Origin of the sequence: Limosilactobacillus agrestimuris (assembly GCF_943193105.1) — a bacterium.
GTDB lineage: Bacteria > Bacillota > Bacilli > Lactobacillales > Lactobacillaceae > Limosilactobacillus > Limosilactobacillus agrestimuris.
In genome coordinates this window covers 144,323-169,742 of record NZ_CALPCW010000003.1, presented here as the reverse complement: position 1 = coordinate 169,742, position 25,420 = coordinate 144,323, and the positions used below count along the sequence as shown (strand labels likewise).

General features: G+C 39.6%; 24 protein-coding genes and 1 riboswitch. Of the genes, 3 read left to right on the top strand and 21 right to left on the bottom strand.

The genetic code is table 11. The features are described 5' to 3' along the window. Positions 1-14 precede the first annotated feature (14 nt). Positions 15-653, top strand: a complete 639-nt coding sequence (trhA, locus tag NFR46_RS03600; protein WP_251574773.1) for a PAQR family membrane homeostasis protein TrhA — start codon at positions 15-17, stop codon at positions 651-653. Here the strand turns inward: trhA and NFR46_RS03595 are convergent. Genes NFR46_RS03595 through NFR46_RS03580 form a run of 4 tightly spaced genes read right to left on the bottom strand, consistent with a single transcriptional unit; the run spans position 633 to position 5,235 of the window. Then, positions 633-1,130, bottom strand: a complete 498-nt coding sequence (locus tag NFR46_RS03595) for a dihydrofolate reductase (protein WP_251574772.1) — start codon at positions 1,128-1,130, stop codon at positions 633-635. The genes trhA and NFR46_RS03595 overlap by 21 nt on opposite strands. Before the next feature lie 19 nt (positions 1,131-1,149). After that, a complete protein-coding gene (locus NFR46_RS03590) occupies positions 1,150-2,112 on the bottom strand; it encodes a thymidylate synthase (protein ID WP_251574771.1) in 963 nt (320 codons plus the stop codon). A 19-nt stretch (positions 2,113-2,131) separates the two neighbouring features. Further along, a complete protein-coding gene (locus NFR46_RS03585) occupies positions 2,132-4,018 on the bottom strand; it encodes an ABC-F family ATP-binding cassette domain-containing protein (RefSeq protein WP_251574770.1) in 1,887 nt (628 codons plus the stop codon). 5 nt (positions 4,019-4,023) lie between these two features. Then, a complete protein-coding gene (locus tag NFR46_RS03580) occupies positions 4,024-5,235 on the bottom strand; it encodes a CCA tRNA nucleotidyltransferase (protein WP_251574769.1) in 1,212 nt (403 codons plus the stop codon). Positions 5,236-5,379: 144 nt separating this feature from the next. Here NFR46_RS03580 and NFR46_RS03575 point away from each other — a divergent pair, with 144 nt between their 5' ends. Then, positions 5,380-6,207: a phage integrase N-terminal SAM-like domain-containing protein gene (locus NFR46_RS03575; RefSeq protein ID WP_251574768.1), complete on the top strand. Its 828-nt coding sequence runs from the start codon at positions 5,380-5,382 to the stop codon at positions 6,205-6,207. Positions 6,208-6,265: 58 nt separating this feature from the next. On the opposite strand, the gene NFR46_RS03570 is transcribed toward NFR46_RS03575, so the two are convergent. The 17 genes from NFR46_RS03570 to dnaE form a co-directional block, all read right to left on the bottom strand. Further along, the gene (locus NFR46_RS03570) at positions 6,266-7,528 is read right to left on the bottom strand and encodes a tetratricopeptide repeat protein (RefSeq protein WP_251574767.1); all 1,263 of its coding nucleotides are present in this window, start codon (positions 7,526-7,528) and stop codon (positions 6,266-6,268) included. Positions 7,529-7,661: 133 nt separating this feature from the next. Further along, complete coding sequence (locus NFR46_RS03565; RefSeq protein WP_003717019.1) at positions 7,662-7,937, bottom strand: HU family DNA-binding protein; 276 nt, start codon at positions 7,935-7,937, stop codon at positions 7,662-7,664. 205 nt (positions 7,938-8,142) lie between these two features. Further along, a complete protein-coding gene (gene der / locus NFR46_RS03560; protein WP_251574766.1) occupies positions 8,143-9,456 on the bottom strand; it encodes a ribosome biogenesis GTPase Der in 1,314 nt (437 codons plus the stop codon). A gap of 84 nt (positions 9,457-9,540) precedes the next feature. After that, positions 9,541-10,776: a 30S ribosomal protein S1 gene (gene rpsA / locus NFR46_RS03555; protein WP_191683980.1), complete on the bottom strand. Its 1,236-nt coding sequence runs from the start codon at positions 10,774-10,776 to the stop codon at positions 9,541-9,543. Between the two features lie 72 nt (positions 10,777-10,848). Continuing rightward, a complete protein-coding gene (gene cmk, locus NFR46_RS03550) occupies positions 10,849-11,535 on the bottom strand; it encodes a (d)CMP kinase (protein WP_251574764.1) in 687 nt (228 codons plus the stop codon). Positions 11,536-11,554: 19 nt separating this feature from the next. Beyond that, a complete protein-coding gene (locus NFR46_RS03545; RefSeq protein WP_251574759.1) occupies positions 11,555-12,124 on the bottom strand; it encodes a LysM peptidoglycan-binding domain-containing protein in 570 nt (189 codons plus the stop codon). 63 nt (positions 12,125-12,187) lie between these two features. After that, positions 12,188-13,654: a RecQ family ATP-dependent DNA helicase gene (locus NFR46_RS03540; protein ID WP_251574757.1), complete on the bottom strand. Its 1,467-nt coding sequence runs from the start codon at positions 13,652-13,654 to the stop codon at positions 12,188-12,190. Continuing rightward, on the bottom strand, positions 13,655-14,686 hold the full coding sequence (locus tag NFR46_RS03535) for a helix-turn-helix domain-containing protein (protein WP_251574755.1): 1,032 nt from the start codon (positions 14,684-14,686) through the stop codon (positions 13,655-13,657). A 147-nt stretch (positions 14,687-14,833) separates the two neighbouring features. Continuing rightward, positions 14,834-15,415 (bottom strand): ECF transporter S component, encoded by a 582-nt coding sequence (locus NFR46_RS03530; protein ID WP_251574753.1) that lies wholly within the window; start codon positions 15,413-15,415, stop codon positions 14,834-14,836. A 112-nt stretch (positions 15,416-15,527) separates the two neighbouring features. Further along, positions 15,528-15,645, bottom strand: a riboswitch (FMN riboswitch). Between the two features lie 137 nt (positions 15,646-15,782). Next, the gene (locus tag NFR46_RS03525) at positions 15,783-16,505 is read right to left on the bottom strand and encodes a pseudouridine synthase (RefSeq protein WP_251574751.1); all 723 of its coding nucleotides are present in this window, start codon (positions 16,503-16,505) and stop codon (positions 15,783-15,785) included. Next, positions 16,477-17,109: an SMC-Scp complex subunit ScpB gene (gene scpB / locus NFR46_RS03520; RefSeq protein ID WP_251574750.1), complete on the bottom strand. Its 633-nt coding sequence runs from the start codon at positions 17,107-17,109 to the stop codon at positions 16,477-16,479. The genes NFR46_RS03525 and scpB overlap by 29 nt, the downstream gene beginning before the upstream one ends. Then, a complete protein-coding gene (locus NFR46_RS03515) occupies positions 17,072-17,869 on the bottom strand; it encodes a segregation and condensation protein A (RefSeq protein ID WP_251574748.1) in 798 nt (265 codons plus the stop codon). The genes scpB and NFR46_RS03515 overlap by 38 nt, the downstream gene beginning before the upstream one ends. After that, positions 17,859-18,218 (bottom strand): reductase, encoded by a 360-nt coding sequence (locus NFR46_RS03510; RefSeq protein WP_251574742.1) that lies wholly within the window; start codon positions 18,216-18,218, stop codon positions 17,859-17,861. Before NFR46_RS03510 ends, NFR46_RS03515 begins: the two co-directional genes overlap by 11 nt. An 18-nt stretch (positions 18,219-18,236) precedes the next feature. After that, positions 18,237-19,115, bottom strand: a complete 879-nt coding sequence (locus NFR46_RS03505) for a tyrosine-type recombinase/integrase (RefSeq protein WP_251574740.1) — start codon at positions 19,113-19,115, stop codon at positions 18,237-18,239. Next, positions 19,099-19,995 carry a CvfB family protein gene (locus tag NFR46_RS03500; RefSeq protein ID WP_251574738.1) on the bottom strand — a complete coding sequence of 299 codons (897 nt, stop codon included), beginning with the start codon at positions 19,993-19,995 and terminating at the stop codon, positions 19,099-19,101. Before NFR46_RS03500 ends, NFR46_RS03505 begins: the two co-directional genes overlap by 17 nt. A gap of 152 nt (positions 19,996-20,147) precedes the next feature. Continuing rightward, positions 20,148-21,569, bottom strand: a complete 1,422-nt coding sequence (gene pyk, locus NFR46_RS03495; protein WP_251574737.1) for a pyruvate kinase — start codon at positions 21,567-21,569, stop codon at positions 20,148-20,150. A 174-nt stretch (positions 21,570-21,743) separates the two neighbouring features. Beyond that, positions 21,744-25,091, bottom strand: a complete 3,348-nt coding sequence (dnaE, locus tag NFR46_RS03490) for a DNA polymerase III subunit alpha (RefSeq protein ID WP_251574840.1) — start codon at positions 25,089-25,091, stop codon at positions 21,744-21,746. Between the two features lie 118 nt (positions 25,092-25,209). Between dnaE and NFR46_RS03485 the strand changes: the two genes are divergently transcribed. After that, complete coding sequence (locus NFR46_RS03485; protein WP_225209518.1) at positions 25,210-25,416, top strand: DUF2929 family protein; 207 nt, start codon at positions 25,210-25,212, stop codon at positions 25,414-25,416. Positions 25,417-25,420: the final 4 nt, after the last annotated feature.

The window sequence follows — 25,420 nt, the reverse complement described above, 5'->3', positions numbered from 1 at the left end:
AAAGGGGTAGAAAAATGGAAAAAAGCAGAAATACCGAGCATTCGGTAGTCATCGAGATTGGAAATGCAATCACACATGGAATTGGCCTTGGCCTTGCAGTTGCTGGCTTGGTTTTACTAATCCTTAGCGCAGTCCGAACAGGAAATCCAATGAGAATTGTTACGTTTACCGTATACGGAAGTACACTAGTACTATTTTACCTATTCTCTACTCTCTATCACTCACTTTACTTTACAAAAGCGCGCCGAGTCTTTCAAATTCTCGATCACGACTTTATTTATATCCTAATTGCTGGCACGTATACTCCTTATTGTTTAGTAAGTATTCGTGGTTGGCAAGGATGGACCTTATTTGGTGTCATTTGGGGACTAGCCATCATTGGGGTTGTATACAAGAGTATCTGGTTGAAAAAGAAGAGTCACTGGTCAACCATTTTATACGTCCTTATGGGGTGGTTATGCATTGTTGCCTTTTGGCCGCTTTGGGATGCTTTAGGGCCAGTTGGCTTTGGCTTACTTTTTGCCGGTGGGATCACTTTCACAATCGGTGCTCTCTTTTATAGTCGGCCCACTCAATACACCCACCTTATTTGGCACATCTTTGTTTTAGTAGGAACTATCTTGATGTTTTTCTCAATTCTTTTCTTTGTTTAGTTCCCAAGTTTCAAACCAACAATTAACTTTATTATCATCTCTATATTCATCGCGTCTAATCAAATGCCATTGATCATAATTGATCGGTGGCATTTTTACATCCCCATTATAATGTCCATTAATAATCGTTCGTTCAAGTTTATTAACTAATGGCATCATCAAAGAAAAGATCCGTGCCCCACCAATTACATAGACTTGGTTATCCGGTAAAGCATCAATAAGTTGATCAAGTGTTTCAACATCGTGCACAACAGTCAGCCGTTCATCAGCAATTGCCTGGTGAGTTAATACAATATTTTGTCGATGAGGTAACGGCCGTCCGATTGAATCGTAGGTTTTTCTCCCCATAATGATTGGGTGACTAGCGGTTAATTCACGAAAATGTTTCAGGTCTTCTGGAACATGCCATGGCAAGCTGTTCTCCTTACCAATCCAGCCATCAAGATCTTCTGCCCAAATAAAATTAACTTCACGCATTCTATCTCTCCTTATCAAGTTAAACTGCAACGGGAGCTTTAATCGCCGGTTCATGGGTATAGCCTTCTAGCTTAATATCGCTCATTTGGTATTCATCAATTGGCTTGGGCTCCTCCGGTAAAATTAGCTTAGGGGCTTCATGTGGTGCTCGTGACAATTGTTCCTTAACTTGTTCCAAGTGGTTTAAATAGATATGGGCATCTCCTAAAGTATGAACAAAGTCCCCAACTTGAAGTCCACACTGATGAGCAATCATGTGAGTCAACAACGCATAACTGGCAATGTTAAATGGTACCCCAAGAAAGATATCAGCACTTCGCTGATAAAGTTGACAACTTAGCTTTCCGTCGTTTACATAAAATTGGAACATCGTATGACAAGGTGGAAGTGCCATTGAAGGGACGTCTTCTGGATTCCAGGCGGAAACAATCATCCTTCGTGAGTTTGGAGTTGTTTTAATTTGCTGAATTACATTTGCAATTTGGTCAATGGTTTGTCCATTACTTGTCTTCCAATGACGCCATTGACTTCCATAAACCAGTCCTAAGTCACCATATTTTTTTGCAAAGTCGTCATCGTTAATAATTCGGTCACAAAATTCTTGCTTCTCTTTCAAATATACCTGCTTAAATTCTGGATCCTTTAACCAACGGTGACCAAAATCCGTCATATCAAGTCCATGGTATTTATCACTTTCAACCCACTTTTTAAACGCCCATTCATCCCAAATATGGTTCTTGTGCTTCAAGAGGAACTGGATATTGGTATCTCCACGAAGAAACCATAGTAATTCACTTTTAATTAAGCCAAACGGAACCTTCTTAGTTGTTAAAAGAGGGAATCCCTTTTCAAGATCAAACCGCATTTGATAACCAAAAACAGACCGAGTTCCAGTTCCGGTACGATCGCTCTTTGTATGGCCATGATCCAGTACGTATTGCGCTAAGGTTAAATATTGCTGTTCGTTTTCATTTGTTGCCATTACTTACCCTCACTATCTATTAATCAACATAGTTGCTCAAATACTCCCAACGTGCCGTCTTTTCGTCAATTTTCTTTTTTACCTGATCTAGCTTCTTTTGTAATTCCGCTAGTTTTTGATAATTTGCAGCCTGTTCAGTCATCTGCTTTTCGATTTCTTTTCGCTGATTATCAAGTTGGTCAAGATCATCATCAATATGATCCCACTCTAATTTTTCAGCATAAGTTAACTTAGTCTTTTCTTTCTTTTCACTAGTTGCTGATTGTTTCTTCTCCGCTTTCTTTTGCCGTTGTTCTACCTCCACCTGCTTTTTTGTATCAGCCAGGTAATCGGTAAAGCGGCCAGTATAACGTTGAATATCCCCATTCCCATGGAAAATTAGTAAATCATCCGCAACCTTATCCAAGAAATAACGGTCGTGAGAAACCGTAATTACTGTACCCGCAAAGTTATCTAGATAATCTTCAAGGACAGTTAGCGTCCCAATGTCTAAATCATTTGTTGGTTCATCAAGAAGAAGAACATTCGGTTGCTGCATTAAAATTTTTAATAGATAGAGGCGACGTTTTTCACCCCCTGAAAGTTTCCTAATTAAGGTTCCATGCATAAAGCGAGGAAATAAGAACCGTTCCAAAAGTTGGGTAACACTTAACTTATTACCATCTTTATCAGTAACGTTTTCAGCAATTTCACTTAAGAAACTGATCATTCTTTTATCATCATCAATTCCTTCAGTTTGCTGAGTATAGTAACCGAGCTTGACTGTTTCACCAATCTTCAATACACCACTATCCAATGGAACCCGTTGGGCAATTACATTTAGGAGACTTGTCTTTCCAGCTCCATTCTCACCCGTAATTCCGATCCGGTCTCCTGCTTGAACTAACCAGTCAAAATGCTGAAGGATTTGATGATCACCAAATGTTAAATTGGCATCTTTAAACTTAATAACATCCTTACCCAACCGTTGGGAACCAAGATTAATTGAAATATCCTCGTCTGTTTTAAGATTGCCAACTTTATTCTCTAACTCGTGAAAACGATTAATCCGGCCCTTTTGTTTAGTTGAGCGTGCCTTAGCTCCCGTTCTCATCCAAGCTAATTCTTTTTTATATAATTGTTGATTCTTTTTCTCAGTATCCTTGGCTAACTCTACACGCTCTGCTTTTTGCTGAACAAAATCTTTGTAATTGCCATCATAATGATAAAGATTACCAAAAGATAATTCCCAAATATGATTCGTAACCTGATCAAGGAAGTACCGATCATGAGTTACTAAAAGGACTGCTCCTTTATAAGAAGCAAGAAAGTCCTGAAGCCAAACCACCGAATCAAGGTCTAAATGGTTTGTCGGTTCATCTAATAACAAAAGGTCAGGATGTTGAATCAATACTTGGGCAAGGCCAACCCGCTTTTGCTGACCACCAGATAGTTCACTAACCTTTTGACTAACGTTTTTAATCTTTAACTGAGTAAGGATCGTCTTAACACGACTGTCTGCCTCCCAAGCATCTTCCTGATCCATCTTTGCTTGCATCTTTGTATACTGATCCATTGCTTTAGAATCTTCTGGATGATTACTAAAACGATCAAGGGCAAGTTCATATTCGCGAATTGTCTTAAAAACTGGTTGTTCACCTTCAAAAATTGCATCCATAATTGTTTTAGTTGGATCAAGTGTGGGTTGTTGTTCTAAATAACCAATTGTATAGTCATTCGGTGTAGTGATTGTTCCCTTCTCTGGACTTGTTCGTTTGCTAATGACGTTTAGAAGGCTTGTTTTCCCACTCCCATTAACGCCAATTAATCCAATCCGATCATTCTCGTTAATTGTAAAGGAAACATTATCAAATAAGGTCTTCTCCCCGTAGGTACTAGTTAAACCCTCAGCCTGCATTGTTTGCATTCTTTCTATCCCTCTTTTTTAATCTTTTCTACTTCAGTAATTAAGTCATCCTTATTATTTGCCAAATTACCGTTGACCACTTCTACCGTTAACTGGTTAAGGAGCTTTCCTAGTAATGGTCCCGGCTTAATCCCAGCTTCCTTAATTAAGGTTCCACCATTAACCGCTAATTCCTTGCCACTTTTGATAGGCAATGCGTTATATTGTTCTTTTAACTGTTCATCAGGAATTGACCAACCGTACAATTTAGCAACTTGGTTGGCGTCCTGTACTGCCTTTTCACCGGCGTTAAATAAAGATAACGATGATAATTCTTGAGTCTTTAATTCCTGAATTACCGGCAACATTCTTTTTACGTTAGTAATTAACTCATTTGAAGTTTTCCATTGCCGAAGAAAATTACTGGTTTCTTGTGCATTAAGTCCTAACTGTGTCACAATTACTGCCCATGCTTGTTCAGCATTTTGGATTTGCCAGTTATTCAGTAATAATAGCCCACTTAAGGAGTCATGTTGGTTAGCTAATCCAGGACAATACCGATAAAGTCCCGTACGAAGAAAATCACTAAGACCTGTAACTGGATTTTGACCCATTAATAATTTTTCGAATTCTACCCGGATCCGTTCTACAGCAATCTTGGCCAATAGCTCAGCATTTTGTTTAATTCCCGCTAAGGTTTCAGCAGCAATCACAAAATCTAATTTACTGGCAAAACGAACCGCTCGCATCATCCGCAAAGCATCTTCATGGAATCGCTCGTTAGGATCACCAACTGCCTTAATTAGATGCTTCTTTAAATCATCTAGGCCGTTAAAGAGGTCAATTACTTCACCATTTTCCTTTAAAGCAAGAGCGTTAATTGTAAAGTCGCGGCGTTTTAAATCCTCACTTAGAGAACGGACAAAGGTTACATTATCTGGTCGTCGAAAATCTTGATAGCCTGATTCAGTCCTAAATGTTGTGGTTTCATACCCCGTACCATGATCAAGAATCATTACTGTCCCATGTTCGATCCCAGTATCAACGGTTCGGTTAAAAATCGCTTTTATTTCACTAGGGTAAGCACTCGTAGCAATATCAATATCGTGAATTGGGTCCCCAAGAATTGTATCCCGAACACACCCGCCTACGAAATAAGCTTCGTAACCTGCATCTTCAATTCTTTGCAAAACAGGTCGCGCAGGTTCAAATATTGCTGGTAAGTGTTTGATGATCATTTAATCAAGTCCTCCGTATTTTAGTCAACATCGATTATAGCAAATCTAGCAAGGACGTGCGAATTGTTGTTTTTGCTTTTCATTTTGTGGTTTTTGTTTTAGAATATTAGTTAAAGTAAATTTCTGCTTATTAAGGAGGCCGCTATGAATTACCCATACCAAGACCGTTTTCAATTATTTTTAACCCAACAAGGACTTGCTCCCCTAACAATTAAAACTTACGACGCAACACTAACCCACTTTTTTAGCTTTTTGATGAGTAACCGACCAGAATTTGCCACCAATCCTCAACTAAAGAACCTTACAGAAGCTGACGTCCGTGCTTTCCTCACAGCGTTAAAAGAGGATGAAAAGATTACTCTAAGTACTTATAATAAGAATCTTTCCCACCTTAACCGTTACTTTCGCTACCTTTTCACTCACCAATTAATTAGCACCTACCCTACACTTACAATTCACGGAAAAGCTACTAACCCTAACAAACGGTTAACCACCAAGTGGATTACAAAGCTTCCCGAAATCCTTCAAGACGATCAAATTCACTTTTATACCCGTTTAACGCTTTTCCTTTCCAATCGTGGTTATACAGTCAGTGAATTTCTCGCTCCAGGATTCGAAAAGGTTTGGAATAGTCTTTCCCCAAACAATCCAGCTGAAAAACAATTCATTACAAGCTTCAACTCGTTCATTAAGCCCATTCAAGAACTGCAAAACTCTCCACAGATCTTTCTCAAGCAACGCTTTACTCCCGATAATCCTGGACTGTCCAATGCCGGGCTTCATAAGTATCTCCGTCAGGATGAAACTTACCTTGGTTTTAGTCTTGCCCCCAAGTTTCTTCACCAAGCATTTGTTCTTTATGAACTTAGCCATCATCCTGAATTATCTGATACTCAATTAATGGAACGGTTAAGGTTAGATCCGGCGTCGTTACTGTATTATCAAAAACAACTAATTAGCCATAATAAATAACAAGGATCAAATGACCATGCATTTCACTGATCATTTGATCCTTGTTCTGTTTAACTCTTTAGTAATCCTCATATTCATCCAACAGTTCCTGCATTTCATCGTCTGTCGGTACCAATTTAAGGTAATGCTTTAATTCATCTACCATTTGTTCAATATCACCGGCTTCACGATAAAAGTTAATTAGTTCTTTTAAGAAAGTTGGGTTTTCACTATAGTTAACCATTGCCTCTTGATAATATTTCCCAGCAAGATCAAATTTCTCCAACTGCTGATATGAACAAGCCAGGTTCCAGTAAATTTGTGGATCGACTTCATCCTCTTCGACAAGTGGTTCCAAAAGCTTAATATTGTCCTCATCATCATGAATATGCAAAAGAAAGTTACTATATTCTAGAGTAATAGTTAGGTTGTCTGGATCAAGTTCATGAGCCTTCTTTAGGTATTCATCCATCAACTTATTATTCCCAAGGTGGCTAGTTACTTCAGCTGCTTGAGCATACAGACGAGCATTATATTGGTCAACGGCTAACCCTTCTTGAAGAACTTTTAACGCCTGTTGGTACTTGTTTTCTTGAACGTAAGCCTTAGCCAATTCAGGATAAACTGAAGCATATTGAGAATCATCTTGAATTAAGTCATTAAAAGTCTTAATTGCATCAGCAGTTTTCCCTAACTGCAATTCAGTTAACCCTGTTTGAAAGCGAATATCACTCGTTCGGTATTCCGGACTAACCTGTCTCAAGTAACCAAGGGCCTGCTTGAACTTTCCGCTTTGGGCATAACAAATTCCCAGTCGTCCAGCAATATTTACCTTAGCAAATTCGGTATAGCCACTCCGAATAAGTTCAAAGTAGTACTGGATCGCCTCGTCAAATTGACTGGTCATGAAATAAAATTCCCCAAGAGCAAATTGGACTGCAGGTTCATCAGGGGCAATTCTGTATGCCTCTTTTAACTTCTCTTCAGTAACTTCATATTCGTTTTCAGTTTGGTATAAATCGGCTGCTACTAACAATGACTGTAAATACGCATCAGAATCTGGCTGTACTTGGGATAAATATGTTAGTGCTTCATCATTATGACCCTCACTAATCGCAATTTCAGCTAAATTAACCCGCAGTTCATCCTCATTCGGGTATTTTGCTAACAAATGTAAGTAGGCTTGCCGTGCCTGGTGTAAAAAACCCATCCCATAAAGCTCTTCAGCTAAACTAAAAATCATATCATCGCTATCTTTAGCCAGGGCCTCGGTAAAGGATTGTTGTGCGGCTGGCATTTGTCCAGCTTGAATTTGTTCTAACATTTTTTCAGAATAAGTCATTATTTTCCTCCTCTAGCATTACCCATCACACTAATTATCTTAGCATAGTTAGACTAAATACAGTTCTCAAGAGCATTAAAAAAGGACCGTGAGCCAAAAGTCACGGTCCTATTTATTATCAAGTAATCCGTAATTACTTAACAGCATCCTTTAAAGCTTTACCAGGCTTAAATGCTGGTACCTTGCTTGCAGGGATTTGGATTTCTTGACCAGTTTGTGGGTTACGACCCTTACGAGCAGCACGTTGACGTACTTCGAAGTTACCGAAGCCGATCAATTGAACCTTTTCACCCTTAGCTAATGATGCTTGGATTGAGCTAAATACTGCATCTACAGCAGCAGTAGCATCTTTCTTAGTTAAACCAGTTGCAGTTGCAACGTTACTTACTAATTCTGCTTTGTTAGCCATTGAATTTCACCTCCAACATTTAATACAACCAAATAATCGATTGCACCAATGAATGAATGTTAATTTTGAGTGGTCCAAAATTAACGAAACATACGAAGAACTCGTATAATTTCATTGTTAAGATTAGCATAGTGAAACCTTGATGACAAGCGGTTTATAGGCTTTTTCACCCTTTTTTCAGAATTTTATAACCAAAACGAGCAATTTATTGTCGCTTCCGCTTAATAATCCGAATTGGAGTACCCGTAAAATCAAATGCCTGCCGAATTTGATTTTCTAAATATCGTTGATACGAGAAATGCATTAGTTCTGGATCATTGACAAAAATTACAAATGTTGGTGGCTGAATTGCTACCTGAGTTCCATAATAAACCCTTAATCGTCTCCCATTTTGGGTTGGGGTTGGGTTAGCAGCCAACGCATCCATAAGGACATCATTAAGAACTGATGATTGAATTCGTTGCCGACTATGTTTATAAACATCCTCAATCATTGTTGGTAATTGATTAAGTCGTTGCTTAGTTTTAGCAGAAACAAAGACAATTGGGGCATAATTTAAGTACTGGAACTCATTCCGAATTAAGTTTGTAAAGTCAGTCATTGTTCGGTGATCCTTGTTCTTAATGGTATCCCATTTATTAACAACAATAATCACTCCACAGCCGGCCTCATGAGCATAACCAGCAATGTGCTTATCAAGTTCCCGAATACCTTCTTCAGCATTAAGAACCACTAAGACAACATCACTATCATCAATTGCACGCATTGAACGCATTAAAGAATATCGTTCAGTATTTTCATAAATTTTACCCTTTTTACGAATTCCGGCTGTATCAATCATGGTAAATTCTTGGCCGTCTTTAGCCGTAAAACGGGTATTAATAGCGTCACGGGTTGTCCCAGCAACGTTTGACACAATTACCCGGTTCTCACCCAGCATAGCATTAACTAGTGATGATTTTCCCACATTTGGTCGTCCGATCAAACTAAAGTGAATTGTTCCATCATCTTCGTTATCTGCCGTCTCAGGGAAGTGGTTAATAACTGCATCAAGCAAATCACCAACTCCTACCCCATGAACTCCAGAAACAGGGTAAGGTTCACCTAAACCTAATGAGTAGAAATCGTATATATCACTTCGTCGTTCAGGATTATCAACCTTATTAACAGCCAATACAACTGGCTTATCAGAACGATAAAGGATTTTTGCAACCTGCTCATCCGCATCAGTAACACCGTTTTGGATATCAACGACAAGAACAATAACATCTGCCTCATCAATTGCTACTTCTGCTTGTTGACGGATCTGGGTTAATAAGGGTTGATCAGAGATTTCAATCCCACCAGTATCAATTAAGTTAAAATTCTTTCCTAACCATTCAGTATGGGCATAAATCCGATCACGTGTAACTCCAGGCGTATCTTCTACAATTGAAATTCGTTCTCCAGCAATTCGGTTAAATAATGTCGACTTCCCCACATTTGGCCGACCGACAATTGCAACAACAGGATTTGCCATTTTTACACCTTCCTTCTCTTATTCGAAATAAAAAGAGTATGACAGAAATGCCATACCCCTTTCTAAGCTAATATGTGGTCTCGATTACTTCAAGCCCTTTAATTGATCACCAATTAAGTCACCCATTGAGAAGCCACTTTCTTCTTCAGGGGCGTTGTTCATGAAGTTACGGTTATTGTTACGACGAGGACGACGACGACCACGGTTTTCGTTACCGTTGTTTTCTTCATCCTTTGGACGTTCTTCAAGAGCCTTCATGGATAAACCAAGACGTTGACGTTCAGGATCAACATTCAAGACCTTAACCTTAACTTCTTGACCAGGCTTCAAAACATCAGCTGGTGTAGCGATGTGCTTGTGAGAGATTTGAGAAATGTGTACCAAACCTTCAACACCTGGGAAGACTTCAACAAAGGCACCAAAACTGGTCAACCGCTTTACAGTACCAGTAAGAACACTGCCTTCTGGAGCCTTTTCTTCAATATCATCCCATGGTCCAGGTAATGTTTGCTTAATTGAAAGTGAAATCCGTTCACGTTCAGGGTCAACACTTAGGACCTTAACCTTAACATCTTGACCGGCTTCCAAAACATCAGAAGGCTTGTCAACATGATCATAAGAAATTTCAGAAACGTGAACTAATCCATCAACACCACCAAGGTCAATGAAGGCACCAAAGTTAGTCATCCGAGCAACCTTACCTTCAACAACATCACCTGGTTGAAGCTTAGCAAAGATTTCCTTAGCTGCTTCTTCGTGTTGAGCCTTAACAATTTCCTTGTGAGAAAGAATAAGGCGGTTTTCACTAGGTTCGATTTCAATAATCTTAAATTCAAGTTCTTGACCCTTAAATTGGTTCAAGTCTTCTACGTAGTGATCAGTAATCATTGAAGCAGGGACGAAGCCACGTACTCCGGCATCAACTACTAAGCCACCCTTAACAGCTTGTGTAACCTTAGCTGTAATGTGTTCACCAGCATCGAACTTCTTTTGGATGTCATCCCATACCTTACGAGCTTCGAGACGACGGTGTGAAAGTAAGTAGCTACCATTTTCCTTATCGTTACCGATCTTAGAAATAACTACTAAGTCAAGTTCGTCACCGACTTTAACTGCGTCATTGATGTCTTCAACTGGCTTGGTTGATAATTCCTTAGCAGGGACGACACCTTCAACCCCTGCATCTTTAATACCAACGATAGCTTGGCGATCATCATCAATTGCCAATACTTCACCCTTAACAACATCACCCACTTTTACAGTTTCAATGCTATCGAGAGCTTCTAACATATCATTTTTGTTTTCGTTGTTTTCAGCCATTAAAAAAAATCCTCCTTGCGACAATCAACTCTAAAAACTATTTTACTAGAAAGGCGCTAACATTTCCAGTAATTATGCTAAATGTTTTTCAGTTTTTTTAATTATTTCACTAATTTTATCAACAACCTCGTCAATTGTTAGGTTAGTGGTATCTAATCTTATGGCATCACTCGCTTGAGTTAGAGGTGATACCTTACGGGTTGAATCCTTCTTATCCCGCAATTCAATTGCTCGTTGTAATTCTTCAAGGCTCGAAGTTGTTATTCCTTTTTGTTTATTTTCTAGGTAACGACGACGGGCACGTTCGTAAGCTGTAGCTACCATAAAAATTTTTACAGGTGCATTGGGAAGCACTGTAGTTCCAATATCTCGACCATCCATTACGATTCCGCCCTCAGCAGCAATCTGTCGCTGTTGCTTGGTCATTTCCTGACGAACAGCTGGAATCGCAGCAACCGCTGAAACATTCTTTGCAACCTTTGGAAGACGGATACCCCTTGTTACTTCTTGACCATTAATGAAAACCCGTTGTTCTGGTTCAGCAGGTTGAAACGTAATTTTAATCTGTTTGGCCAAGTCAGCAATCTTTTCTGTATCGTCCATTGCAATTCCTTCTTGCAATGCTGCTACAGTTACTGCACGATACATTGCCCCTGTATCACAATAAATATACCCAAACTTTTTAGCAACCAGCTTAGCAACCGTACTCTTTCCTGCTGAAGCTGGGCCATCAATAGCGACTTGTAATCCAGTCGACATTTAATCCTCTCCTAATCTATTATCGAACTCTTAAACGTTGCCCAGGTGTTAGGTGGGCATTGGGGGTTAAACCATTTAACCGCATCAGCTCATTAACAGAGATCCCATTCTGTCTTGCAACACGATACAAGCTTCCATTACGTGGCACAATTGCATACTGGGCCATGCTTGAAGATGACTGACTCACCGTTGAAGAAGAACTTGAACTAACTGATGAACTACTGCTCATTGTCGAGCTGGAACTCCCTTTAATCTCACTAGACGAGCTTATAGAGCTTCGTTTGCTTGAACTGGTTTCCCGTTTTTTTGATTGAGCTTTTTTTTTAGATGATTGAGACTCTGCTAACCGCTCAGTCCTTACTGGATGATTCAATGTTTGCTTATGGTTAACCCAATATATCAGTGGAATTGCTGCTAAAATAATGATTAAAACAATCAGGACGGTGGTAATTGTAGAATTATGTTCTCTTTGCCGCCGATGTTCAGTCCGTGACAAGTGTCCATCACTACCTAAATCTTCATTATCAGCAAACTTTTTATCCCATAACCGGTCATTTGCCTCACGACTTTCCTCTCGTCGTTCACTCATGGTTACCCCTCCTTTTCATTTAAAATTAACATTCTGATTGTAGCGCAAGTAATCATTAAATGTCTAGTTTTCTTTATCGTGATTAATATTAAGTAACTGATAAAGTCGTTCCTGCCAATCTAATTTCACACTTATCTGTCGCCCTTTTGTTGTCTTATCGTCATGGTGTTCAAACCGTTGAATTAACGTCGGTTCAGTAATATCACAACATGGTCCCTGTGGATGTTCAAACTGCTCACCAAAATAATCTAATATCATTTTTCGTCGGCAAATCTTCGTATTGTTTATATAACGAGCCATCCATTCCAAATGACTGCTTAAATTCTTCTGCCGTTTTTTAAATGCTTTTATAATCATTTTCCCGTCATACCCATGCTTTAGGTAAAAGGAAAATAGTTCATGATTATCTCCCAGTACACTAGCAGGTTGTTGTTTGTTCTTAACTGCCTCTAAGAGCGTACTTTCTGGCAAGTCAATATAATTTAGCGTTCGCTGAATTCGTTCATCCCCTGGGCAATACAAGAGAAGTGCCAAACTTGGCTGACCATCACGACCAGCTCGTCCCACTTCCTGAACATAACTTTCTAAGTTTGCTGGTTCATGGAAGTGAATGACAAAGCGAATATCTTCCTTGTCAATTCCCATTCCAAAAGCGCTGGTTGCACAAATTAACTGAATCTGATTTTCCATAAATTGCTGCTGCAACCGGTACCGATCAAGCGGTGCAATTCCCGCATGGTAAGCGGCAACGCTTTTATTGGTTTCTTTATTTAACTTTTCTGCAAATTGACTTGCTAATTTTCGACTAGCAAAATAAATAATTCCTGGGCCAGCTAATCGACTAACCAGCTCAACCAAGTACTGTCCCTTTTCGTTTGCAGATAAGAAACGCTCAACAGCATAATAAATATTTGAACGATTTACGGAACGAATCACTTGAGTAACTGCCGCTTTTTCCAATCCCATTTTTTGGATAATATCTTGTCGTACTTCTGGAGTTGCGGTTGCGGTTAACAGGAGTGTAGTCGGTGAACCAAGGTCCTTCCTAATCGCACTAAGGAGAAGGTACTCAGGGCGAAAATCTGGTCCCCATTGTGAGATACAATGGGCTTCGTCAACCACAAATAGCGAAATTTTAGTTTTCCTTAGCGCCTGAATAATCTCCGGATTAGTAAGAGACTCAGGCGAAGTAAAGATAAACTTAAATGAAGAAAGTTGCTGAATTGCCTGCTGGCGACTCTTACCGGTTAATTGACTATTAACCATTAGAACCTTTTTCTCTCCGGAGCGATGTAGGCGTTCAACTTGATCTTGCATTAATGAAATTAGTGGCGAGACGATTAGTACACAGCCAGGAAGCAAATACCCTGGCAATTGGTAAAGAAGTGATTTCCCACCCCCAGTTGGCAGAACAGCAAGCGTATCTTGATGTTCCAAAACTGCTTTAACGGTTTCTTTTTGTCCATCACGAAATGACGAGAAGCCAAATTTAGCGTTTAACGTTGCTAATAATTGATGATCACTAATCATTTACCTTACTTTCTCCTGATAAAGTTGAAAAAGACGAAAATAATAAAAAGCTGCTGATCCACCAGGAACAGCCTCTGGATTAAATCTCCATTTATCGATTGGCCCATGATATTGTTTAGTCAACTGTAGTCGGATATTCTCCGGTAAAAGTCGCTCCCAATCAATAGCCTCAGGATAAACGATCGCTGCTTCTAACAAATGCTCACGAACGGTATTTTCCTTAATCCTTCTTCTTTTTGCAATTTGAGTAATCGAATAACCACGTTGGTAGAGTAATAGAGTTTGGTTACCACTATAACTCAACGGGCTTGGTGCTAATAACTCCTCTAACAACCGAGCTAATGCTCCTTGATAACTATTAGCAAAAGCTGCAATTGCTAATAGGGCATCTTGCTTAATAATCGGTAATTGTCCCTTAGGAATGGGGAATTGCTGGCAAAATTGAAGTTCGTTTTTACCAGTTATCTGATGGCCAATTAGTGAGTAAAAGAAATAGTTAACTAATCGTTCATCCACACTCTCTAGCGAATTACCAAATAATTCAAGCTCCTTAAATAGCTGCTTAGCAATGTTCCCACGCCAATTAAAGAGCCAGCGTTTAACAACTTGTTGTTCATGATATTCATTAGTTAACGGTGCATAATAACGATTATGGTATGTTAGTTCAGAAACAACCTGGATACCGAGAAGTAACCGTTGTTCAATTCGTCGTGTATTAGCTAACCAATACCAGTCAAAGAAATGTGGTTGATATTCTTCATCAACTAATTTCTCCTGTTTCAACACTCCGGAAGTTGTTAAAAGTGCTTGCCCTGCTGAATCAAGACGAATTAGGTTATCTTTAACCAAGCTCTTAATTGAATGATCAAATTCTTCACGCTCTAATGAACGGTAAGCTCCCGTCCAGTTGAGAAGTCCGTATTGCTTAGCCCAGAAAAGCGTCGATACTGTTCGCCGGTTTTTTAACGTATTTTCAATTACCCTAATCCGCCGTGGCTGATGCTCATCAAAGAATCTTAATAAGTTATCCATTTTTCACTCTCCACTCTAATTAATTATAACGGAAAGAATTTAAAATGATCCGAAAAGAAACGTGATTATTTTAAAGTTGCTAAAGACCAAGAAAGCGACCTTTAACTTCACAAATTGCAAAGATAAAGGTCGCTTATTAATATCAAATTATCCTTCAAGTCGTTTTTGATTAAGCCACGATTTTAGTCGAACAGCTATTAGCGCAAACACAGCCGAAACGAGGACACCTTTAATTAAATTAAAAGGAACAACACCAACAGCAATTAATTCAGGAATTGGTAGTGTTGATTTCCAGTTCCAAAGGGCCATGTAAAGTGGAGTTAAGACCCACCAGTTTAATAGAGCCATAACCACAACTAAGATAATTGTAGAAGCAATTCCCCCTAGCCATAATTGACGCTTAAATGACCATGACTTATGTTTCCAAGCCCAGCAAAATGGTAATAGTAATGCTAGTGAGGAAAGAAAATTGCCCAATATTCCAACTAACTCACCAGCAGAAAAGCCACGGGTTAGAGCATGGATAAGACACTTCAAAAATGCAATCATTACCCCGGCAGCTGGGCCATAAATAAACCCACCAATCAGTACCGGCAAATCCGAAAAATCCATTTTAAGGTATGGAGCAACTGGCAAAATCGGGAATTCAAATAGCATTAAAATAAACGCTAATGCACTTAAACAACTAACACCAACCATTTGGTGAACTTTTTGATGTGATGTAACCATCGACAACAACCTCCTATCGAGATTGCCTTCAAAATATTTAAACATAAAAAACACGTCACTTAACCTAGGTTGTCAGCAACGTGCATTCTCATTCATGTTTAAATAAATGTAGTAGAATCTTCTGCATACCAGACTATACTGTCGGCTCTGGAATCAAACCAGATCAACCATCGAAATGGGTTGCGGGCTATACCGCCGGTCGGGAATTTCACCGCGCCTTGAAGACAACTCCTATAAAACTTTACACCATTATAATACCCGGGATTTAGTGGTCTGTCAAGGATAAGGCAAAATGCTACATTCCGTAAAATTCCGTAGTTTTCCGTTTTTTACTCCCTAGTTTTCTAGTCCTTCTCGGGTATCATAACTATTTACTCATTTTCTTTAGTAATTTAACCTCATCAGGTTTCAATTCTCGGAATTCGCCTGATTGGAGCCCATGAAGATCTAATGGACCATAATTTTCACGGTGAAGCTTGATAACGGGGTAGTGAACTGCATCAAACATCAACTTTACTTGATGATAACGTCCCTCATGAATGGTTAACTTAACCAAGCTTGTTTTCTTTTTCTGGTCGGTTTCGATTAGGCGAGTTTTAGCCTTCTTCGTCAATCGCCCATTAACTTTTACCCCGACCCGTAATTGCTTAAGATCATTATTATTAATAATTCCCCGAACCTTTGCAATGTATGTCTTTTCAACTTCAAATTTCGGGTGCATTAACCGGTTGGCAAGGTCGCCATCGTTAGTCAATAGTAAAATCCCGGTAGTATCATAATCTAATCTTCCAACAGGATATACTCGTTCTTCAATTCCTTCCTCCTTCAGGATATCAACAACTGTCCGCCGCCCTTTATCATCATGAGCGCTCGTAATTACTGAACGAGGCTTATTCAGTAAGTAGTAAACATGGGCTTCACGATGAAGGGGGACACCATCGACAATCACTTCATCGTGTTCACTAACTTTAATCCCCATCTCCGTTACTGTCTTCCCATTAACCTGAACATGGCCACTAGCGATTAATTTCTCAGAAGCCCGGCGAGATGCGACTCCTGCTTCAGCCATTACCTTTTGTAGACGTTCCATTTTGCTCCTCCTGTTGTTTTTGTCGTGCCTGTAAAGCTTCTAAAAATAAGTCACCATCCAGATTATCTAAATCAAGATCTTCTTGTTCAGCCAAGGGTGGCAATTCTTTTAATGAGGATAAGCCGAAGTAATCTAAAAAACTATCCGTTGTCACATATAAGAATGGTCTCCCTGGTGCTTCTAATCGGCCATGGGTACTGATCAATCCACGGGCCATTAATTTTTGTAATGAAGCAGAACTTTGAACTCCACGGATATCATCAATTTCCAAACGAGTAATTGGTTGACGATAGGCAATAATTGCTAGGACTTCTAATAATACCCGTGTCAAAGGAATCGTTAAAGGCACCTCAAAATAGTGCTTAATCACTGGTGATAGTTTATGCTTAGTTGCTAAGCGGTATGTATCACCACTATTTAATAAAACTAATGCAGAGTCAGACTCACCTTCATACCTTTCCTTTAATCTTTTTAGTAGTTCCAGTACAGCTGGTTTCATGAAACCAGTAATTTTTGCGAGATCTCCTAAAGTTATTCCTTCATCCCCACTAATAAAGAGTAACCCTTCAATCTTCGCTAGGTTGGTTGGCTCGGTATTGCTCACCTTTTGATCCCTCCACTAAAATAATTGGTCCAAATAATTTTTCCTGGTGTACAGCGATTGCTTGATGTTTAGTTAATTCCAAAATTGCTAAAAACGTTGTAACCAATTCATCACGGGTCCGTTTTCCAATAAATAAGTCATCAAACCTCGTAGCTGCCTGTTTAACGATTGCAAAAACCTGGTTCATCCTTTGGGCAACACTTACTTTTTCCGCTGCCACTGTTTCGTGAACTGGAGAAGTTAACTGATGACGTTTAAGGACATCGGCAAATGCTTGCTGAAGTTGGCCTAACGTAACCCCTGGTTCAACATGCTTAGCAATCATTTCAGCCGGAACATGCATTGCTGGCCTAGTATATTCTGCCTGCCGAAAATCAGCCTTATCTTTCAAATGTGAAGCTGCCTTCCGGTAACGTTGGTATTCTAATAACTGTTCAACTAGTTCTTGCCGTGGGTCAACACTTTCTTCGTTTTGTTCCTCTACCTCTTCCTCTGATTGTGGAAGAAGCAACCGGCTTTTAATATTCATCAAGGTCGCGGCCATCACAAAATAATCACCAGCTACCTCAAGTTGGTGACTTTTCATCGTTCTTAAATAATCAAAGTATTGTTGTGTAATCTCCTCAATTTGGATATCATAAATATCCATTTTTGATTGCCGAATTAAATGGAGTAAAAGATCAAGTGGTCCCTCAAAGCTACCAATCTTAAGTGTTGGTTGAAAGGGATAGCGTGGAATTACTTCTTGTTCACTTTTCATTGTTTCGCTCCCAATTTGAAATTAGCGGTTGAGTCTTTAATGTCCCCATCAATCTTCGTTCACGATATTGTTCGTGAACTGCCGTTAACAATGCATAAACATTTTTTCCGGAACGATCAGTTGGTGTAAATGATATATGGCGGACCAAGACATATTCCTTACCGACTTCGATAACAATAATTCCAATAAAATGATTATCTTCTGTATCCTTCCAGAGATAGATCTGATAATTCTGATCCAAAGAAAATTTAATTGCATCAGCAAGCTGGTCATAATCACGTAATTCTGGGAGGAAGGATAAAAGTCCCATTGCAATTTTCTCATAGTCTTTTCGGTATCGAACTAACATTTTTTCCTCCCTGAGATTTTATGCTCGTGGGTGACATTGGCGATAAATCGTCACTAATTCCTGTGAATCAAAATGAACATATGATTTATAATTTTCTCGTCCACTTTCTCTCCCTAGAAGCGTCTGGACTACCTGCCAACTAGCACCATTATTCAATAGATCAGCAATGAAAGTATGGCGGAGGGTTTGAAGAGTAATGTCCTTTTTCAATCCTGATTTCTTAACAATCATTTTAAAGTTCTTCCAGACTCCCTGCCGCGTCATCTGATGACCACGAGCATTTAAGAAAACATACTCACTGGAAATATCAGCCGTAGTCTCCAGGTACTTTTTAAGCCATTCACCTGCAATCTTTCCTAAAGGAACAATTCGCTGATGATGGGGATTATCCTGGAGCTGAAGAATTTGTAAATCAAGATGAACCTGTGAGCGCTTGAGGTTAATCAATTCACTAACTAACATTCCCGTTCCATACATTAATTCTAATAATGTCCGATCACGCAAGCCATTAGTAGTAGTCGTATCGGGAATCATAAATAATTGTTCAATTTCTTTTTGAGATAATATAATCGGAGGCTTCTTTGGTGCCACATGTTCATGATCAACATAGTCCATGGGGTTTAACTGAATTTCATGCCGACGCAAGAGATAACGAAAGAGTTGACGAAGACTAGAAATTGTCCGATTAATCGTCGTACTAGCACGGTGTTCCTGTTTCAGTTTAGCAATCAGGTTAATTACAGCGTATTGGTCAACATTTTGCCAACTTCCAATTCCGTTGGCTTCAAAAAAAGCAACACACATTTTTAAGTCATGGCGATAACTTTGACATGTATTATGCGAGCGCCCCTTTTGAGTTACTAGGTAATCAATAAAGCGATCAATCGTTTCCAGCATTATCATTCTTCTTTTCAAGGAGGATTAATTGACCGTCCTCTTCTTTTACTAGCCCAGCTTTTAATAGGTGACCAATTGCCCGTTTAAATTGTCCCTTACTAATTCCAAAGACCTCGCGAATCACAGTTGGATCAGTTTTATCAGTATATGGCAACCGACGATTTTGATTATGCTCCAACATAGCCAGGAGCATTTGGGCATCTTCACTAATTGCCTGGTATGCCCGTGGCTTTAAGGAGAGATTCAGACCGCCATGAGATGAAAGGCCAATTACCCGTGCCTTTACTCGTTGTCCAAGCCGCGGTTCTTGCTCACGTTCGCTTGGGTGAATATAACCAAGATGGTAACCATCAGTTAACACAAAAGTACCGCTCATCTTTAATCGGTAAACAGTTGCATAAGTATCACGATTTAAAAGGCGTTTATTAGGAGCAACAGAAATAGCTTGGTAAATTTGATCATCAGCAAGCTTCCCCCAAATTCGATCTTTATCATCAACCTGCAAAGAAAGGAGAAGTCGATCACCGGGTTGAGGCCAAAGGTGCTTTAGTGATGGCAAATCATCTAATGATACTGCAATATCTTTATTTGGCAAACCAATATCTACAAATACCCCAAGATCTCGCCGCACACTGACCACTGTTCCATAATCATAATGATCAACCTGGACCGTTGGAATATACTTACACGTCATTTGAAGTTGGTGATCCTCATTTTCATAAACAAAGCCGCGAACCTGACCTCCAATATGTAAAACTTGGGGACTTTCATCCTTGGGAAGCCGGTACGTTTGCCCATTCCGGTCAGGTTGGACAAAGTAATCATTTTCATTTTCATCAATCATTACTGCTGTAACAACTTTTCCTAATGCTGAATTCATTAAATAATCCCACTTTCATTAATCCGATTTCATAATTACTAATAATTAATTTTACACGGCTCAGCGTGATTTTACTAGTATTATGAAAAACAAAAGCTCTCGTGGAATTCCACAAGAGCTTTTAATTAATTTGATAGTTTCATAAGACTTAATTAGTCAATAGTCTTAATCCGCATCATGTTAGTAGCACCCTTAACACCTAGAGGTACACCGGCAACAACGATGATCTTGTCACCCTTCTTAGCAAAGCCAAGTTCTACAGCCTTCTTGGCAGCCAAGTCGAACATTTTATCAGTGTTCTTCATTTCGTCAACAACGTATGGTTGAACACCCCAGTTGATCATAAGACCGCGTTCTACCCGTTCATTAGGAGTAAGAGCAACGATATCAGCGTTAGGACGGTACTTAGAAATCATCTTAGCAGTGTAGCCTGAAGCAGTGTAGGCAACAATGGTGTGAATGTCTAAGTCCTTAGCTGCATTAGCAACAGCTGAACCGATAGTTTCGGTAACGTCTGACTTGTCCCAGTCAAACTTTTCAGTACCGAATTCCCAAAGGTGGTTTTCAGCCTTGATATCGATAGCGTTCATCATTGCAACTGACTTAACAGGGTAATCACCGTTAGCACTTTCACCAGAAAGCATAGTGGCATCAGTACCATCAAAGACAGCGTTAGCAACGTCAGAAACTTCGGCACGAGTTGGACGAGGGTTTTCTTGCATTGAATCAAGCATTTGGGTAGCAGTAATAACTGGCTTACCTAATTCATTACAACGCTTGATCATGTGCTTTTGAACGATTGGCACATTTTCAGCAGGAATTTCAACACCCATGTCACCACGAGGAACCATTAAACCATCAGAAACTTCAATGATTTCTTCGAAGTTGTCGATACCTTCTTGTGATTCGATCTTAGGGAAGATTTGAACATCTTCCATGTTCTTTTCCTTAAGGAGTTCACGAATATCAAGAACATCTTGAGCCTTACGAACGAATGAAGCTGAGATGTAGTTAATGTTGTTGTCCAAACCGAAACGAATATCACTGCTATCCTTTTCAGTAATTCCTGGCAAGTTGATAGAAACACCAGGAGCGTTAACACCCTTCCGAGAACCAAGAACACCATTGTTAAGGACGTGGCAAACAAGTTCCTTGTGTTCTTCATCCTTTTCATCGATTAACATGTCAATAAGGCCATCATCGAAAAGAACGTGGCCACCAACATGAGTATCGTCATAAAGGCCTGGGTAAGTAACAGCGATCTTTTCGTGGGTACCTTCAATTGAAGGATCCATGGAAATACGAACCTTGTCACCGATCTTAAAGTTGATTTTGCCTTCCTTTTCAACAGTAGTCCGAATTTCAGCACCCTTGGTATCAAGCATTAAACCAACGTGCTTACCAGTAATTTCTTGCGCCTTCTTAACGTTTTCCATCCGTCCCAAGTGTTCTGGGTGGTCACCGTGTGAGAAGTTAAACCGGAAAATATTTGCACCAGCATTAATCAACTTAACGATGGTGTCAACATCTGTACTTGCAGGACCAAGTGTACTTACAATCTTGGTTTTCTTCATAAATGAATCTCTCCTTTGCATTTATGCATCAACTGCGGTTTGCATTTGCATACCTCATTTGCACAGCCTTATGATAGCACTTTTCAAAATCTGTGTCTGTAGTTTTTTACGAAAAGATGTTGAGAAAACGCTATCATTTAATAAATCTCATTAAGTATTAATTTTTGACAAATATCAAGATAGCTTTTGGAGGACCACGTTTCCCTTTCCCAGAATTTGGATTAATCCCTGGTATGTCTCATCCTTTGAATTTAGCCACCGTAATTGTGGCAGAATCCTTTTTTGGTCATTTTCCGGATAATAAATGATAACTGGAATTGGTCCTCGATGAGCTGCCATAAATTGATAAAGCTGCTGATGAATTTGTTCGGTGTTATTTTGGGGTAAAATTCGCAAAAACCACCGTTGCTGAGTAGTCAGTTGTTGTTGACGTAGCCGCTTTGCATCCCAAATTCGGTCAGCAATAATTTGGAGGCCATGCCCTTTACGTTGCTCTGCATAGCCACTAACCATTACTACGCGATTATTTTGTAATAGTTCTTGGTAACGATCAAACTGACGGGGAAAAACCGTTACCTTAATTTCACCGGTTTGGTCGGTTCCTGATAAGAATGCCATTTGTCGATGATTCTTCTTCGTATAAATCGTTCTAGCATGGTTAATTAGCACTAAAACTGTAACATTTTGGCCAGGATGGAGTTGACTAGCAGACTGGACATTATATCTCATCATTAGTCCTTTATATTGGGCTACAGGGTGTCCAGAAAGATAAACCCCTAAATATTCATTTTCCTTTACTAAGCGTTCCGTAAGTGGATATTCTTGGCGGGAAGCAATGGTTGATTGTAATGCCGGATCACCTTCAAGTTCATCAGTACTGCCGAATAGTTGAATTCCGGAGATTAACATTGGCAAAGCGTTAATCATCTCGGCCCGGTTATAGCCTAATCCATCAAACGCTCCGGCATAGATGAGTGGTTCAATTAGCTCACTCTTCTGCCACTTACTAGCCAATCGAGAAATGAAGTTTCGAATATCCTTATACGGACCGTTTTGCTTGCGCTCTTGAATGATTTCTCGAATTAAGTCTCGACGCAGTCCCTTAACTGATGCTAAGCCAAAATATAATTGACCGTTATTGAGTGAAAAACTAGCTTGACTTTGGTTGATGCGTGGACCGACAAGTTCAACCCCAAACTGACGCGCATCTTGAACGTGTGCCTTTAATTTATCAACATTTGGCTCAGCGTTCATTAACGCGGTAAAGAACTCTCCCGGATAATTAGCTTTTAGATATGCCATCTGGAAAGCCATCTTTGAATAGGCAACTGCATGTGATCTATTAAAACCATAATTAGCGAACTGATCAATATAATTAAATACCTGCTCTGCCAAATCTTCTGTATACCCATTAGCCTGTGCACCATTTAAGAACTTAGCACGCATTCCTTCCATCGTCGCCTGCTTTTTCTTACTCATCGCACGACGTAACAGATCGGCTTCACCCAAACTAAAGCCAGCCATCGCTGAAGCCAGTTGCATAACTTGTTCCTGATAAACTAAGATCCCGTATGTTGAACCCAAAATAGGCTCTAGCGAAGAATCTGGTAATTGGTATGTTTCTTCTCCCCGTTTACGAGCAATAAAATGAGGAATATTTTCCAACGGTCCTGGACGGTAAAGAGCGTTAACAGCAACAATATCTTCAAAATCATCTGGGTGAAGATTTATCAGCACTTCTCTAATCCCCGCTGATTCAAATTGGAATACGCCATCGGTTGATCCGCGTTGAAAGAGGGCTAATGTCTTGGGATCATTTAATGAAATCGTAGAAAGATTAAAGTCCGGCTGCTGCTGTCGAATTAATTTTAGGGTATTATCCATGATCGACAGGTTCCGTAATCCCAGAAAGTCCATCTTTAGTAGTCCCAAGGCTTCAACCGTATCCTTAGGAAACTGCGTCATTAATAGTCCCTCACTCCCGTTCTGGAGAGGAACAATCTCATGAAGCGGGCTTTCGGATAATACTACCCCAGCAGCATGAATCGAATAATGTCGGGGAAGACCCTCTAACTTTTGAGCGATCTTATACAATAATTGGTATTCTGGATGATCACTAAGCAGGTTTTGCAAACGTTGTGATTCTTTTAATCCCTCTGCTAATGTGACGTGGAGGCCATGAGGAATGGCACTAGCAAGTTCATTAACTGCATAGCGATTTAAGCCAAATACCCGACTCACATCACGAATAACTTGCTTAGCCGCAAGGGTACCAAAAGTGATAATCTGGGCAACACGTTGATGCCCGTACTTTTGGTGGACATAGTCAAGAACTTCACCACGTCGGTTATCAGGAATGTCCAAATCAATATCCGGCATCTGTGCTCGCTCAGGATTAAGAAAACGTTCAAATAACAGATGGTACTGTAAGGGATCAACATCGGTAATTGCTAAGGCATAAGCTACCAAAGAGCCAGCCGCTGAACCCCTTCCCGGATCCGTTGTTATTTTTTTCCGGTGGGCAAATCGCATAACATCCCAAACAATTAGGAAGTAATCGTCAAATCCCATCTTATGAATCACTTTTAATTCCTTTGTCAGACGTTGTTGATAATCACTTAATTTCAAGCCTGGAGCAATCCGCCGTTTCTTCAATCCCTCAATACACAAGTGTCGAAGATATTCAGCCGCTGATTGTCCTTCAGGGGTACTAAAATGTGGCAGAATTGGTTGTTTAAATTCAAAGTCAAGGTTGCAATTTTTTGCAATTTCTACTGTCTTCGCAGCTGCCTGGTCAAGTTTTACTCTTTGGTAAGCAGATAAAACATCTGCCTGGGTACGAAGGTAGTGATTGCCTAGCTTTCTTGCATTGGTTTCCACATTATCTAACTGAACATTCGCGTCAATTGCATGAAGGACCTTAGTGGCAAACAAATCATCTGCATTCAAATATTCAACGGGACTCACTCCTACAAGCTCTAAGGAATGGTTTATCGCTAATTGACTTAACGTTGACCGTTGAATTTGATCTAATTGGGGATTAGTTCCTAAAAGAAGGCTATCCTGATCTGTCGTATCACGTAAAAGCTGAATAACTGTGTCATCGGCCTTTAACCAACTAAATACCGTGGATTGTGGTGGAATAATAACATAAAGTGAAGAAAGAAATGATTTAATCTGATCAAATGATAATGGCAACTGTTCACGATTACTTGTCTGCTGAAGAGTAGAAAGTTCCATTAGGTTCTTATAACCTGCCTTGTTCTTAGCCAAAAAAACTAATTCTAAGTTAGTCCCGTCAACGTTATTTAATGTAATCGTCAATTGCAAGCCAATAATTGGTTTTATTCCAACTTCTTTAGCAGCATTATAAAAATCAACAGCACCATATAAAACATTTTTATCAGTCAACGCAAGCGCTGAATAGCCACGTTCTTTAGCAGCCGTAACCAATTTCTTTATCCGAATTGGACTTCTTAACAGTGAATAGCTACTTTTTACTTGAAGCGGTGCAAAATTCACCTTCATTCATCCCCCTTTCATTAAGAAATTATAGCAAATGTTGTTAAATTATGCTGTGTAGGGCTAGCAGGATTATTTAGTAAGTGTTAAAATTATTTTAATTGAGATGGATAAGGAGATGTTCCGAGTGAAACTATTAGAAGCAAACATCGGTGGTGGTGTTATTGCTCTCATCTTAGGTGAGATCTTAGCTTACATTGATAGTCAACTAGAAACAATGACACCAGATTACCTATTAACCGGTATTTTGGCCGTTGTCTTCGGCTTAGTTGCTGCTAACTGTGTATACTTCATCACACGAAAAGCTGATCCATCAAGAAACTAATTCT

What these genes read in the sequence shown, in the direction of transcription:
- trhA (WP_251574773.1), top strand. Translation starts at nt 15, where the DNA reads ATGGAAAAAAGCAGAAATACCGAGCATTCGGTAGTCATCGAGATTGGA.
- NFR46_RS03595 (WP_251574772.1), bottom strand. Translation starts at nt 1,130, where the DNA reads ATGCGTGAAGTTAATTTTATTTGGGCAGAAGATCTTGATGGCTGGATT.
- NFR46_RS03590 (WP_251574771.1), bottom strand. Translation starts at nt 2,112, where the DNA reads ATGGCAACAAATGAAAACGAACAGCAATATTTAACCTTAGCGCAATAC.
- NFR46_RS03585 (WP_251574770.1), bottom strand. Translation starts at nt 4,018, where the DNA reads ATGCAAACAATGCAGGCTGAGGGTTTAACTAGTACCTACGGGGAGAAG.
- NFR46_RS03580 (WP_251574769.1), bottom strand. Translation starts at nt 5,235, where the DNA reads ATGATCATCAAACACTTACCAGCAATATTTGAACCTGCGCGACCTGTT.
- NFR46_RS03575 (WP_251574768.1), top strand. Translation starts at nt 5,380, where the DNA reads ATGAATTACCCATACCAAGACCGTTTTCAATTATTTTTAACCCAACAA.
- NFR46_RS03570 (WP_251574767.1), bottom strand. Translation starts at nt 7,528, where the DNA reads ATGACTTATTCTGAAAAAATGTTAGAACAAATTCAAGCTGGACAAATG.
- NFR46_RS03565 (WP_003717019.1), bottom strand. Translation starts at nt 7,937, where the DNA reads ATGGCTAACAAAGCAGAATTAGTAAGTAACGTTGCAACTGCAACTGGT.
- der (WP_251574766.1), bottom strand. Translation starts at nt 9,456, where the DNA reads ATGGCAAATCCTGTTGTTGCAATTGTCGGTCGGCCAAATGTGGGGAAG.
- rpsA (WP_191683980.1), bottom strand. Translation starts at nt 10,776, where the DNA reads ATGGCTGAAAACAACGAAAACAAAAATGATATGTTAGAAGCTCTCGAT.
- cmk (WP_251574764.1), bottom strand. Translation starts at nt 11,535, where the DNA reads ATGTCGACTGGATTACAAGTCGCTATTGATGGCCCAGCTTCAGCAGGA.
- NFR46_RS03545 (WP_251574759.1), bottom strand. Translation starts at nt 12,124, where the DNA reads ATGAGTGAACGACGAGAGGAAAGTCGTGAGGCAAATGACCGGTTATGG.
- NFR46_RS03540 (WP_251574757.1), bottom strand. Translation starts at nt 13,654, where the DNA reads ATGATTAGTGATCATCAATTATTAGCAACGTTAAACGCTAAATTTGGC.
- NFR46_RS03535 (WP_251574755.1), bottom strand. Translation starts at nt 14,686, where the DNA reads ATGGATAACTTATTAAGATTCTTTGATGAGCATCAGCCACGGCGGATT.
- NFR46_RS03530 (WP_251574753.1), bottom strand. Translation starts at nt 15,415, where the DNA reads ATGGTTACATCACATCAAAAAGTTCACCAAATGGTTGGTGTTAGTTGT.
- NFR46_RS03525 (WP_251574751.1), bottom strand. Translation starts at nt 16,505, where the DNA reads ATGGAACGTCTACAAAAGGTAATGGCTGAAGCAGGAGTCGCATCTCGC.
- NFR46_RS03515 (WP_251574748.1), bottom strand. Translation starts at nt 17,869, where the DNA reads ATGAAAAGTGAACAAGAAGTAATTCCACGCTATCCCTTTCAACCAACA.
- NFR46_RS03510 (WP_251574742.1), bottom strand. Translation starts at nt 18,218, where the DNA reads ATGTTAGTTCGATACCGAAAAGACTATGAGAAAATTGCAATGGGACTT.
- NFR46_RS03505 (WP_251574740.1), bottom strand. Translation starts at nt 19,115, where the DNA reads ATGCTGGAAACGATTGATCGCTTTATTGATTACCTAGTAACTCAAAAG.
- NFR46_RS03500 (WP_251574738.1), bottom strand. Translation starts at nt 19,995, where the DNA reads ATGAATTCAGCATTAGGAAAAGTTGTTACAGCAGTAATGATTGATGAA.
- pyk (WP_251574737.1), bottom strand. Translation starts at nt 21,569, where the DNA reads ATGAAGAAAACCAAGATTGTAAGTACACTTGGTCCTGCAAGTACAGAT.
- NFR46_RS03485 (WP_225209518.1), top strand. Translation starts at nt 25,210, where the DNA reads ATGTTCCGAGTGAAACTATTAGAAGCAAACATCGGTGGTGGTGTTATT.